Annotated in this window: 12 protein-coding genes and 1 pseudogene; 9 read left to right on the forward strand and 4 right to left on the reverse strand. The window is 71.1% G+C overall.

Features of this window, described 5'->3' with window-relative positions; all coding sequences use genetic code 11:
• Positions 1-13: 13 nt before the first annotated feature.
• Both ACZ60Q_RS35605 and ACZ60Q_RS35610 read left to right on the forward strand, forming a co-directional pair.
• Positions 14-298 (forward strand): hypothetical protein, encoded by a 285-nt coding sequence (locus tag ACZ60Q_RS35605; RefSeq protein WP_469641721.1) that lies wholly within the window; start codon positions 14-16, stop codon positions 296-298.
• Between the two features lie 150 nt (positions 299-448).
• Positions 449-1,471: a carboxymuconolactone decarboxylase family protein gene (locus ACZ60Q_RS35610; RefSeq protein ID WP_469641722.1), complete on the forward strand. Its 1,023-nt coding sequence runs from the start codon at positions 449-451 to the stop codon at positions 1,469-1,471.
• A gap of 122 nt (positions 1,472-1,593) precedes the next feature.
• Here the strand turns inward: ACZ60Q_RS35610 and ACZ60Q_RS35615 are convergent, their stop codons facing one another.
• The gene (locus tag ACZ60Q_RS35615) at positions 1,594-2,514 is read right to left on the reverse strand and encodes an oxidoreductase (RefSeq protein ID WP_469641723.1); all 921 of its coding nucleotides are present in this window, start codon (positions 2,512-2,514) and stop codon (positions 1,594-1,596) included.
• A gap of 28 nt (positions 2,515-2,542) precedes the next feature.
• Positions 2,543-3,094 carry a carboxymuconolactone decarboxylase family protein gene (locus tag ACZ60Q_RS35620; RefSeq protein ID WP_469641724.1) on the reverse strand — a complete coding sequence of 184 codons (552 nt, stop codon included), beginning with the start codon at positions 3,092-3,094 and terminating at the stop codon, positions 2,543-2,545.
• 430 nt (positions 3,095-3,524) lie between these two features.
• On the opposite strand from ACZ60Q_RS35620, the gene ACZ60Q_RS35625 reads away from it, so the two are divergent.
• Both ACZ60Q_RS35625 and ACZ60Q_RS35630 read left to right on the forward strand, forming a co-directional pair.
• Entirely contained in the window at positions 3,525-4,088 is a 564-nt protein-coding gene (locus tag ACZ60Q_RS35625; RefSeq protein ID WP_469641725.1) for a hypothetical protein, read from the forward strand.
• A 4-nt stretch (positions 4,089-4,092) separates the two neighbouring features.
• Positions 4,093-4,644 (forward strand): hypothetical protein, encoded by a 552-nt coding sequence (locus ACZ60Q_RS35630; protein WP_469641726.1) that lies wholly within the window; start codon positions 4,093-4,095, stop codon positions 4,642-4,644.
• 79 nt (positions 4,645-4,723) lie between these two features.
• On the opposite strand, the pseudogene ACZ60Q_RS35635 reads toward ACZ60Q_RS35630, so the two are convergent.
• A pseudogene (locus ACZ60Q_RS35635) lies at positions 4,724-5,003 on the reverse strand (hypothetical protein); the annotation flags it as partial.
• Between the two features lie 81 nt (positions 5,004-5,084).
• Complete coding sequence (locus tag ACZ60Q_RS35640) at positions 5,085-7,850, reverse strand: alpha/beta hydrolase (protein ID WP_469641727.1); 2,766 nt, start codon at positions 7,848-7,850, stop codon at positions 5,085-5,087.
• Between the two features lie 587 nt (positions 7,851-8,437).
• Here ACZ60Q_RS35640 and ACZ60Q_RS35645 point away from each other — a divergent pair.
• The 5 genes from ACZ60Q_RS35645 to ACZ60Q_RS35665 all read left to right on the forward strand — a co-directional run bounded on the left by ACZ60Q_RS35645 (position 8,438) and on the right by ACZ60Q_RS35665 (position 12,181).
• On the forward strand, positions 8,438-8,749 hold the full coding sequence (locus ACZ60Q_RS35645; RefSeq protein ID WP_469641728.1) for a hypothetical protein: 312 nt from the start codon (positions 8,438-8,440) through the stop codon (positions 8,747-8,749).
• Between the two features lie 542 nt (positions 8,750-9,291).
• Positions 9,292-10,305, forward strand: coding sequence for a DUF6192 family protein (locus tag ACZ60Q_RS35650; protein WP_469641729.1), 1,014 nt, complete (start codon positions 9,292-9,294; stop codon positions 10,303-10,305).
• 3 nt (positions 10,306-10,308) lie between these two features.
• Positions 10,309-10,725, forward strand: a complete 417-nt coding sequence (locus ACZ60Q_RS35655; RefSeq protein WP_469641730.1) for a hypothetical protein — start codon at positions 10,309-10,311, stop codon at positions 10,723-10,725.
• A 33-nt stretch (positions 10,726-10,758) separates the two neighbouring features.
• Positions 10,759-11,607, forward strand: coding sequence for an IS5 family transposase (locus ACZ60Q_RS35660; RefSeq protein WP_469641731.1), 849 nt, complete (start codon positions 10,759-10,761; stop codon positions 11,605-11,607).
• A 91-nt stretch (positions 11,608-11,698) separates the two neighbouring features.
• The gene (locus ACZ60Q_RS35665; protein ID WP_469641732.1) at positions 11,699-12,181 is read left to right on the forward strand and encodes a GNAT family N-acetyltransferase; all 483 of its coding nucleotides are present in this window, start codon (positions 11,699-11,701) and stop codon (positions 12,179-12,181) included.
• Positions 12,182-12,317 lie beyond the last annotated feature (136 nt).

Below are 12,317 nucleotides of genomic sequence, written 5' to 3' on the forward strand. Positions count from 1 at the left end.
GAGGAGGCAGCCCATGAGCGACACCGACCACACATCCCGGCCCCCCACCCGGACAGCACCCGCCCGGACGGCACCCGCCGCGACAGCACCGGCCGCGGGCACGCCCGCCCCGTACAACGCGTCCACCGCGCAGGAGGCGGCCACCTCACTGGTCCGGCTCCTGATGGAACAGATGGGGTTCGGCCCCGGCGACATCACCCCCGGGCACCCGGACCCGGCCGACAGACCGGTACACCCCCCGCGCCCGGCCGAGAACCCGCCGGCGGCCCGCTGTCACCGGCACGGGCAAGCCCCATGACACAGACAGCGCACAGAAAGAAAGAACAGAAGAGGCAGAGAAGGCAGAAGTGGCAGGAGAGGCGGGAGTGGTGATGAGACCGCTCGCACGGGCCGAACCGCGCGAGCGCCCACGACGGACGAGGCACAGGGAAGAGAGGCGGGAGAGGCGATGAGACCGCTCGTACGGGCCGTACTGCGCGGTTCGCTGCGGCAGGTGAGATACGTGGACGTGATCGCCCCGCACCGCGCCCGGGGCCTGGTGGCCCAGGTCTACCGGGCGACGGAACGGGACTTCGGGGTACTCGCACCGCCGGTGGCGCTCCACTCGCCGGCCGCCGCGTCGCTCGCGGCGACCTGGCTGATGCTGCGTGAGGTCCTGCTGGTCGACGGGCGGGTGAGCCGGGCGGTGAAGGAGACGGTCGCCACCGAGGTCTCACGCGCCAACGACTGCCCCTACTGCGTCCATGTGCACCAGGCGGTCCTCAAGACGCTGCCGCCCGACAGGACCCTCTCCCGCATCGCCGCCTGGGCCGCGGCCGCCGGACGGCACCACCCGCACGACCCCGCCCACAGCGCGCCGCCCCCGTTCACGGAAGCACAACTGCCGGAACTCCACGGCGTCGTGGTGACGTTCCACTACATCAACCGCATGGTGAGCCTGTTCCTGGCCGACTCCCCCATGCCCGCCCTGACACCCGCGCCCCTCCGCGGCCCGATCATGCGCACCACCGCCCTGGCCATGCGCCCGGACACCCCGGGCCCGCCGGCACCGGGCGCCTCGCTGGAACTCCTGCCCCCGGCCCCCCTGCCCCCCGGCCTGGAATGGGCCCGGGCCAGCCCCGCTGTCGCCGAGGCCTTCGGGCGAGCCTCCGCCGCCCTGGACCACGGAGCCCGCTGGGTCCCACAACCCGTACAGGAGAGGCTGCGCTCACGCCTGGACCGATGGGACGGGTCCGCTCCGGGACTCGGCCGGAACTGGCTCGACCGGGCCGTATCACAACTGCCCGCAGGAGACGTCCCCACCGCCCGGCTCGCCCTGCTGACCGCTTTCGCGCCCTACCAGACCCTCCCCGAGGACATCGCCGCGTTCAGAAGCCGGTTCCCCACCGACCGCGAACTCATCGAGCTGACGTCCTGGGCCGCCCTGACCACCGCGGTGAGCATCGGCGGCCGGCTCTCCCCGCCGGCGTAAGACCGGACACGAGACCAGCACACAACACAACACGGCGCGGACGAGGGGCGCGGCGCGGCCCGGACCGGGCGCACCGCGGACCGGGGGGGCGTGCGGGAGGGGCGCTGACGGGGCCGGCTGGGTCAGAAGCGGGGGTGGACTCCGGTGAGGCGCTCGGACTCCTCCCACAGCCGGCGCCGGACCTCCGGGTCGCGGGCCGCCCTGCCCGGGCGGACGAGCCCGGGTGCGCCCCGCGTCTCGGTCATGCCGAGCGGCCCGTAGAACTCACCGCCCCGCGCCCCGGGGTCGGTGGCGGCACGGAGCCCGGGCAGCATCCCCATGGCCGCGGGCTGGAGGAACAGCGGAGCGAACACCGAGCCGAGCCTGCGCACGGGGGCCGGGAAGTCGCGGCCCAGACCGGTCGCGGCCAGCCCCGGATGGGCGGCGAGCGAGAGCACGCCCGAGCCCGACCCGGCCAGCCTGCGGTGCAGTTCGAGCGCGAACATGAGGTTGGCCAGTTTGGACTGGTTGTAGGCCCGGTAGCGGCTGTAGCGGTGCTCGGCGTCCAGGTCACGGAAGTCCACCCGCCCCAGCCTGTGGAGGTAGCTGCTGATCGTCACCACCCGCGCGTCCGGGGCGGCCCGCAGAGTGTCCAGGAGCAGACCGGTGAGAGCGAAGTGACCGAGGTGGTTCGTGGCGAACTGGAGTTCGTGCCCGTCGGGGGTGCGGGCCCGGTCGGTCCACATCACGCCCGCGTTGTTGACCAGCAGATCGATACGGGAGAACCGGGCGCGAAGTTCCTCCGCCCCGGCCCGCACCGAAGCCGGATCCGCGAGATCCAGCTCCTGAACGCTCAGAACCGCCCCCGGCACACCCTTCCGGACCCGGGCCGCCGCGGCGGCCCCGCGCTCCGGATCACGCACCGCCAGCACCACGTGCGCGCTCCGCCGGGCGAGTTCTTCCGCCAGATGCAGCCCGATACCGGAGCTCGCACCGGTGACCACCGCCACGGTGCCCGACCGGTCCGGAACATCCGCCGCGCCCCACCCCTGCCGGGTCCTCATGAAATGCCCCCTTCCCGCAGTTCTCGCGTCACTCGCCCCGGACGATCCCGCCCCGGTAGCCCTCGGCCACGACCCGCCGGGCGGAGTGCTCGTAGTACTCCTCGTCCTCGGGCAACGCGGTGGCCAGAGCACTGACATAGCGGTTGTACATACAGAAGGCCGCGGCGATCAGCACGGTGTCGTGCAGGTCCGTGTCGTCGGCGCCCTCGGCACGGGCCGCCGCGATCGCCCGGTCGGAGACCGGGCGTGCCGAACGCTGCACCTCGGCCGCCACGTTCAGCAGCGCCCGCAGCCGGCCACCGACCGGCGCGCTCCCGTCACCGGCCAGAACCGCCCGCACCAGCTCCCGGCCTCCCGCCAACTGCGCGGCGGCGAAAGCCCCGTGCGAGGAGGCGCAGAACTCGGTGCGGTTGAGCCGCGACACATACGCCGCGATCAGCTCCCGCTCCCCCGGGCCGAGCGAGGACGGCGCTCGCAGCAGCGCGTTCGCGAGGTCGCCCAACGGCCCCGCGGTATCGGGACGGTGAGCCATCAGCCCGGTGATCCCGGGCAGATCGTTGTCCAGTGCGATATGGGCCATGACCGTTCCTCCGGTGGACCGAGAGGGAAAGAAGAGGTGAGAAGCGGGCCCGCGACGTGCCGGGCGGCGCGGGCCGCCGGGCCTCGTGCTGTCAGGAAGCTAGTGAACGCGCCCGCCGGTGGCAACCACCCACCGACCCCCACCGCCCCGCCACCACCACGACCGGAGCGCCGGCCCACCACACGACAGGACAGGAACCACGCCACCGCATGATCAAGGCGCTGAACAGCGGTATCCGTCCCACGACAGCCGGACCCGCCGGCACCCTTCACCCCCGCGGACAGCTCACCGAACCACCCGGCACGACCACCAAACCCCCCACACCGGCACCCCGGAACAGCACGGCGGAAGAAGAGCACGGCGGAAGAAGCCCTCGCGCGCACGGCCCTGATGTCATGAGCCACAGTTTCCCGACCCCGGAGGTTCAGACATGGCCATCGGCACGGGAGCGCCCCCGCGGACGCTACGGGGCGGTCTCGACTCCCTCAACAGCCGCCACCACCAACTCGGTCTGCGCCTGTTCCTGTTCATCGTCGTCGCGCACTGGGCGGAACACCTTGTCCAGGCCTACCAGATCTACGTCATGGGCTGGCCCATCCCCGAAGCCCGCGGTGTACTCGGCCTGCCCTTCCCCTGGCTCGTCACCTCGGAATGGATGCACTACGGCTACGCCCTGGTCATGATGGCCGGCCTGTTCCTTCTGCGCTCGGGCTTCACCGGACGCTCCGGCACCTGGTGGAACATCTCCTTCGGCATCCAGGTATGGCACCACCTGGAACACCTGCTGCTCCTGCTCCAAGTACTCGCGGGCGCCAACCTGCTCGGCAGGCCCGCGCCCGCCAGCCTGATCCAGTTGCTCATCCCCCGCGTGGAGCTCCACCTCTTCTACAACACCCTCGTCACCGTTCCCATGGTCATCGCGATGTACCTCCACACCCGCGCGGACCGGGCCGACAACGCCGGCGCACGGTGCGCCTGCGCACCGAAGGGGTGACTCCATGCCCGCGGACAGGAGGAAGCCCTCCGGGTTCGTGTCCCTCCTCCTCCTGCTGGCCGGAGTGCTGCTGTTCTGGCTGACCGTGCCGAATCTCGGCGACGCGGCCAGAGCGGCCACCGCCGACGGGCCGCGGGGCACCTTCACCGCGGCCCGTCTCGTATGCGCCGGGCACTCCGGACACACCACCTGTGAATGGTCGGGAACCTTCCAGTCCCACGACGGGACCCTGACAACCCCCGACGTCAAACTCCACGGCAGCGGCCAGAACACGTTCGAAGCCGGACAGAGCGCCCCGGCCGTCGACGTGGGCAACCCCGGCCGGGTCTACGGCCCCGACGGAACACACACCTGGATCGCCACCCTCCTCCTCGCTCTCCTCGCGTACGTCCTCCTCATCGCCACCGCCCACCGGCATCTCGCACCCCCACCGCCGCACAGCACACGCCCGCCGGACAGCCCAGGCCGGGCGGACACCTCTCCGGCTCGGGAATCCGGCAAAGAGGTGTCGGCCGTCGTCGCTGACGGGTCGGTGGCCTGCGCCTTCGACGGTTGAGCCGCGTGAATCACCACGTTCACGGATGTCGCGCCAGGAAGACGAACTCTCTTTCTGGGCGGTCGGGCGCCTTGCGAACTCACCGAGGCAGACCCATCTCCACCAGTTGAACCCAGCTCTCGACAGGGCCGACGCCTGGAATCCGGGTCACGCGAAAGGATTCCTCATGGGTCCGCACTTCCCAGGCGCGTCTGGCCGGATCGTGCGTCTCGAAGACCGGACGCCCGCCGGGCCGCAGTGCTTCGTGGGCTCCTCGTAGGGTCTTCTGCCACATCTTGGGCTCCTCGTAGGGTCTTCTGCCACCTCTGCGGATCAGCGATTTCCTGGGCGACGTCCGCTGTCATCATCGCAAGGTCGGCACCGGCCCCCGTGGCGGGGGCCGGTGCCGTCGGCCGGGTGGTGCGCCGGGCACCGTCAGCGCGGAACCCGGGTTCCGGACGTCAGCGCCGGGGTGCCTCCGTCACCTTGCCCGTGACGGACGGGCCCTCGACCAGCTCGCCCTCCTTGAGCATGTACATCTGCATCCGCACGGATTCCTCCGGCTCGGTCACCGTGTCGGTGATCGTGGGCACGGACACATCGGTGCCGGTCTCGCCCTCGGGGACGAAGGCCCAGAGGTAGGAACCGTCCGTGGACAGGGGCCGCTCCGGGTCGGCGGACAGACCGAGCTGCCCGGAGAGCCACCCCGGGTCGATGTCCTTCGTCGACAGCTCCGTGCCCTTCTGGACCGGCAGGAAGGTGAACGGCGTCTCGATGGCGGTGTCGGCGGGCTCGGAGAGAGACACCTTCCAGGCGAGGTTCCGGCCTTCGGTGACCGCTTCGGCGACCGGAGTCACGGTGACGGTGGGCATGGGGTCGTCATTCTTGACGAGTACGCCTCCGAAGGCGGCGCCGACCGCGGTGCCGCGCACGGCCTTGGCCGCGATCATGTGGTGGAGGTCCTCGTCGTAGCGGGAGTTGGCCGTGACCGTGACCGATACGTTCACGGGGCTGCCGGTCTTCACCGTCACGGTGCGGACCGTGGATTTTTGGGTCTTCGGGTCGAGGACGGCGAGCCTGATCACGCCGGTGCCCTTGCCGGTGGCCCGGACGGGCAACTGGTAGGTGCGGGTGCCGGAGTCGCCCTCCTTGGCCGTCAGCATGCCGATATCGACCCTCGGAAGCTCGACGGGACGCACCGCCGGGGTGCCGGGGCGCCAGCCCCAGGCGTCCATCAGCCAGAACTCGCCGGAGCTGGTGCGCGGGGTGAGTTCCACCGACTTCGTCCGCTTCAGGTCGATGCCGGCGGCGGCAGCGGCCTTCAGCGGGACGCGGACCTCACGCGCCCAGTGCGCGGTCGTCAGCTCGGAGCCGGGAAGGCCGTCGACGGTGACCTGACCGAGCTTCACCCGCTTGCCGGAGGTGTCGGTGAGGGCGATGTCGAGCCGGGTGTCCCGGGTGTTCGGCGGCACGATCACCCGCAGGGCGAGCGCGTCGGAGCCCGCCAGTGAGAAGGCGTTCTTCGGCGTCAGCCGGACCGGGACGCCCGCCTTGGCCCAGCGGGCGGTGACGGCTCTGCGGCCCTGCTCGTCGTCGACGGGCATCCAGGCCGCGAAGTGCGGCGACGCACCGGGGTCGGTGTTCGGCCGGCAGGCCCGGCCGGCGCTCGTGGTGACCTGACGGCACACCCGCCCGTTCGTCACCGTGAGCGGGGCGTCGGGCCGGATCGCCGGGGTGCGGTTGCCGCCGACGGCGTGGCTCAGCACCCGCGCGGGGTCGGCCGAGGGCGCGCGCAGGCCGGAGCCGTCGAGCAGCGGGCGGACCCGGTCGTCGCCCGCGAGGAAGAGCCGCGCGGCAGCGGCGATGTAGGTGGTGCCCGCCGTCTGCTGCTGCTTGGCGCTCAGCCGGGTCCTGGCCCCTTCCGAGCAGACCGGGCTCTCGTCGTCCCAGACATCGTCGGCGGCCGGGGCCTCGGCCTGGCCGGGCGTCCACTGCGTGTTGAAGAAGTTGTGGTTGGCGCCGACCATGTACACCGAGCTGTGCAGCGCCGTGCCCCGGCCGATGCCCCGGGTGCCGTCGACGTAGATCTGGCCCTGGAGGTCGCTCACATCGCCGTCACAGCCCGGCAGGATGGTCATGGAGGGTACATCGGGTGTGGGGTTCTGCCCGAACAGGGTGGGACCGATCAGGACGGTGCCACGGATCCGCCAGCTCACCGGTCCCCGGTAGCCGTCCTCGGCGGGCGGCGCCGGGGAGACACTGTCGAGGGCCGCCCTGTTGACGCCTTCACCGCCCCGGGAGTGACCGACCAGGAGCACCTTCGAGAGATCGGCGGGCTCCGTCGCGCGCACGGCCTCGGGGGCCTTCGCGGGCTTCGTGCCCCACTCCGCCCAGCGGGCGAGGTGCCGTCGCACCAGGGACGAGCGGGCCTGCGCCCCGTGGTCGGCCATCCAGCCGTCCTGCGCGTTGACACCGTTCGCGGAGATGGAGACCGTCACATAGCCCTGGGACGCCAGACGTTCCTGGTCGTGCAGATAGCCGCGGTAGCTCGGGATCTCCTTCTTGCCTGTCCCGCACGGCCACTCCATGCCGGCGCTGTTCTTGCCGGGCTCGTAGCAGGTGGAGTGGCGGCCGTGGAGGAAGAGCGCCAGCGGCCGCTTCCCCGGCGCGTCCGTCGGGCCGACGACCGTGGCCCGCATCTCCACCGGCTCGGCGTAGCCCGGCAGCTTCACCGACTTGAGGGTGTACTCACCACTGGTGGTGCGGTATTTTCCGGCGGTCCCGGGATCGACCGGGTTGGCGGGCAGGGGGGCCGGGAGCGTCGGCGGGTCCTGCGCGCGCCGCTGACCGGGTGCCCGGTCGGCGCCCGGGGCGTCCAGTCGCCGCGAACCGGCCACCACCCGCAGGTCGCCCACCGGTCCGACCCCCGCCCTGTCGAGGGCCAGCCGGAAGGTGCGGTGGTCGTCGGAGGGCTCGGGGACACCGAGGGACCGCTCTCCTGAGCGGAACTCGACCAGGGCGCCGCCGGTGCCCACGGGCTCGGGCGAGTTCCAGACCAGCTTCCCGGCCTCGAAACGCCATCCTTGCGGCAGCCGTTCCTCGAATGCGCCCACCGGCGCGCCGGGTATGGGCTCGGCGGCCGGCCGCGCGTGCGCCGGCCCTGGCGCAACCGCCGTCAGCGCGACGACCGCCAGGGCAGCCGTCAGCGCGCGTGAGACCTGTCTCACGGTGGTGTCTCCTCGTTGTCGGTGTGCCTGGCTCCCCCGGGAATTCCCGGGGGAGCCTTCACACCGGAGAGACGGTGACATGTCATCACGGGTTGTTCGGCTCGGAGAACCTGACAAGAACCGAACAAGAATCAACGCGGGGTCACGGTGTGGGTTCCTGGCGGGAGAGGGGCCGGGGGTTCCCGGCGACCGTTCCCGCCGGGCGGCACCACTGGCAACGGATCCCCAACTCCATGGTCCATGCGTGGGGTTGGCGTTCGATCGCGGCTTGATTCGTCCGCTCGTTTCCGGTCCCCCTCTCCGTTCCCCGGTGCCGCACCGGTGTCCGGTGCGACGATGAACGGTCGTTGTGGATCACGTCGAGAGGGGGCGCGGGTGTCGTGGGTCAGGCCGTACGAGCGGGTGGACGGAGCACAGGTCAGGGGCTGTTTCCGGTGGGCGCCCGGGGCTCGCCGGAAGAGGGCGGTCATCGTGCCGGCCGGGTTCGCCGCCGCCGGCGGAAACAGGATCCTTTCGGCGGGGCCTGACGGGAAGTTGTATCCGCGTCCGGTGCCCGGGGTGTATCGGGTCAGGTTCCCCGGGCGGGATTGGCCACGGCTGTTGCCGGAGCCGACGGTGTCCTGCCCGGTCCGCTTCCCCTCGCCCGGGGCAGGGCGGTGACCGCCCGGCGGCCGCCCGCCCGGCGGCGAGGGAAGCGGCGTCCGAGCGGGAGGAAGCGGCGGGAGGAGCTTCTGGTCCTCGTGGTGGGCGGCGTCGTGGTCAGCGCGGTGGGGTGGTCGGTGCTCTCCTGGCTGGCTGCGAACCGGTGGGTCCTCATCGTGCTGGGAGCCCTCGCGGCGGCGGGCGGGGCGGTATGGGTCCACCGTCTTCAGAAGGTGTCTCTCTACTTCTGGTCGTGATCTGGGTACGGCTGGATGATCTGGTGTGTGAGGGACAGCGGGACGGTCCGGCGGTATTGCCGGGAGTGTGGTGATCCGCTGCCGCAGGCGATGGCGGCGGGGGCGGTGTTCTGTTCGGGCCGGTGCAGGTCGCGGCGGTGGCGGAGGCTTCAGCGGACCCGGCAGCGGGTGATTGTGATGCAGCGGGGCGAGCAGGTGGAGTGTCCGGTGTGCGGGCGGTCGTGGACGGTGGGGGTGGAGCGGTCGAGGGCGGCGGTGTACTGCTCGGACCGCTGCCGGGTGCGGGCCTGCCGCCTGCGCCGGGCGTCACGGAACGGTGTTACGGAAACGCCGTAGCCGAACGCCTCGCGGGCCTCTCTCGTACCGTCTGACGTGCAGCGGGAGTGCGGGCGGGTTTCCTGGGTGCTTCGAGCGCCCCCGGTTCACGCTCTGCCCTGGTGTGTCGTGGCCGCGTCACGGTGGACGGTGACCGGGACCGGTTTCCTATTGTCCGGCCGTATGACGAGCGGCCGGGCCGGGCCCGGGCAGGGGCGGTGGTCGTCATGGCCGACGTGAAGGACCGGGTCGGGAATGTCACCCGGCACCGTTACGAACAGATCGTCTCCCGGGCGAAGGAGCTGGTCGCGCAGGTCGCCCGTGCCCAGTTCTCGCTGGGGGACATGGCGCTGGAGATCGAGCCGGTGCGGGCGGTGGGCGGGTCGATGCCGAATGGCACGGGCGACCTGTTCACCGTCACCGAGTCCTTACAACTGTTCGCGGACGACATCGGGGTCGAGCGGCGGACGGTGGAGGACTGGCGCTACACCGCCAACCGCTGGCCCGGGCCCCGGCGCCGGGAGGGGGTGTCGTTCACGGTGCACCGGATCCTGGCCTCGGTGGCGGACGAGGCGGAGCGGTGGGCGGCGATGGAGGACGCGCCGTTCAACCCGCGTACCGGGGCGCGGCAGTGGACGCCGGACGGGGCGAAGCGGGTGGTGGGGCAGCGGGTGGAGCGGCCGGTGACGGTGGACGAGAAGGTCGCGGCGGTCGCGGATCTGACCCGGGACGAGGAGGTCGCCGCCCAGGTCGCGACCAGTCTGCTGAAGCGGCCGGAGGTGAGCGGGCACGTCACCCCCGTGGACAAGGTGCGGGTGGTCACGGAGCTGACCCGGGACGATGCGGTGGCGAAGGAGGTCACCACCAGCCTCCTTCGCCGTCCGGACATCGCTCGGACGGCGATGCGGGATGACACCACGAGGATGCTGGTCAACCGGGCGCAGTTCGACAACTCCGCCGAGACCCGTGAGCGGATCCGGGAACGGACCCCGGCGGTCCGGGCGGTTGAGCACACGATCGAGTACCTGGATCTGGTCGGCTCCTGCCACGGCTTCGTCGCCACTCTGGGCCGCTTGGTCCCGCAGCTGCGGGGTCAGGAGTTCACCGGCGACGAGCGTGAGACCGTGCGCCGGCAGATCGGCCGGGTCCGGGCGGCGGCGGACTGGCTCGAAGGCGCACTCGACAACAACGCGTTCACCCTGGACGAGCAGCTGGTCCGGCTCCTCAAGGGCGAGGAGTAGGCCGTGCCCGGGCGCCGCCGGGAGGCACGTCCACTGGCCGAGTACTACGGCGACCTGGTCCGCGTCGCCCTGATGGAAGCCCGCCCAGCCGGGCTGCACACCCACCAGCTGACGGCCGCGACCCGGCTGACGCGTTCCCAGGTCGGCCGTGGGATCCGGCACGTCCGCGATGTCGTCGCCGCCGAGAACCTCACCCCCATCACCTGGACCCGCGCCCACGGCTACATGTTCTCCGACGACCCCGCCGACTGGATCGACTACGACAAGCGCCAGCTCCGTCAGATCCTCGGCCGGCTCACCCGGGTGATCACGGGCACGCTCGACCCCCACCTGGCCCGCTACCCCGACGACGAATGGGCCCAGCTCGCCACCGCCCAGCTCACCGGCGTCCGCGCCACCCTTGCCCAGCTCACCAAATAGCCCCCCGTCGCACCGACCCCTGTCGAGTCCGCCATGCCCGCTCCCGCGCGCCGCCGCCGCTACCCCTCCGACACCACCACCGCCGAATGGGCCCTGATCGAACCTCTTCTCCCCCTCCCGGCCTGTGAGACGAAGACTGGCGGGCACCCGGAGAAGTGGCCGAGGCGGATGATCGTGGACGCGATCCGCTACCTCGTGGACAACGGCACGAAGTGGCGGGCCCTGCCCGCGGACTTTCCCCCGTGGCAGACCGTCTACGGCTTCTTCCGCAGGTGGAACCGGGCTGGGGCGGTCGTCTTCATACGCGACCAGCTCCGCCGCCGGATCCGCACCGGCAAAGGCCGCTGCCCCTACCCGGTCACCCTGATCATCGACTCCCAGTCCGTGAAAGCCGCCTCCACCGTCGGCAAGGAGAGCCGCGGCTACGACCCGGGCAAAAAAATCAACGGACGCAAGCGGCACATCGCGGTCGACACCCTCGGCCTCCCCGTGATGATCACGGTGACCGCCGGGGACACACGCGACGAGACCATCGCCCGGGACCTGCTCTGGCGCCTGCGCCTCGCCCACCCCCAGATCACCCAGATCTGGGCCGACTCCGCCTACGCCCGTGACCTCCTCCCTGCCTGGACCGCCGACCGGCTGTGGATATCGCTCCGGCCGGTCCGGCGGCCCCCAGGCACCCGGGGCTTCGTCATCCTGCCCCGCCGCTGGAAAGTCGAACGCTCCATCGGCTGGATCATGAACGCCCGCCGCAACGTCCGAGACTACGAACGCCTTCCCCAGCACTCCGAAGCCCACCTGAACTGGACCTTCATCACCCTCATGACCCGACGCCTCACGCGCAAAGGCCCGCCCGGCACCTGGGGCAGGAAGTCATAGTCCTGTCCGCACCCCGGGTCGTGTCTCCAGAACCGTGCCGGCACGCTGGCCAACAACAAAATCCTGTTGACGGTGTTCCTAGGGTTTTCTTATGAGCATCGTGATCCGCGCACTGCACGCCGACGACGTCGAGACGGTGGTCTCCTTCGCTCTGCGGTCCTGGGAGCCGGTCTTCAGATCCTTCGAGAAGATCCTCGGCCCAAGGCTGTTAAAGGCCGCCTACCCCGACTGGCGCGCGAGCCAGGCCGCGGAGATCCGCGACAACTGCCGCCCCGAGAGCAACCCGTGCTGGGTCGCCGAACACGAAGGCCGCGCCGTGGGCTGGGCGGCCCTCGTACACGACGCCGGTTCCCCGGTCGCGATGATCGAGATGCTCGCGGTCGACCTCGCGCATCAGGGCAAGGGCATCGCCACCGAACTGATCGAAACCGCGATGAACGAAGCCCGCACACGCGGCTGCACCCGGATCGAGGTATGGACCGGAGGCGACCCCGGCCACGAACCCGCCCGCCGCACCTACGAACGATCCGGCTTCACCCCCTTGCCCGTAATCCATTACTACCGAGAGCTGTAGCGAACAAGGCACTGCATCTAGCGGTTCAAAAACACCTACTCAGCTTGTTCTTTTTCTTTCGGCCTCGAACGGTGACTCGTACTGGGTCGCTCACCTGGGGGTTCGCCGGACGTGGGGGCGGCCTTCGTCTGATCAT

The sequence above is a fragment of the Streptomyces sp. NPDC104313 genome, assembly GCF_055583985.1.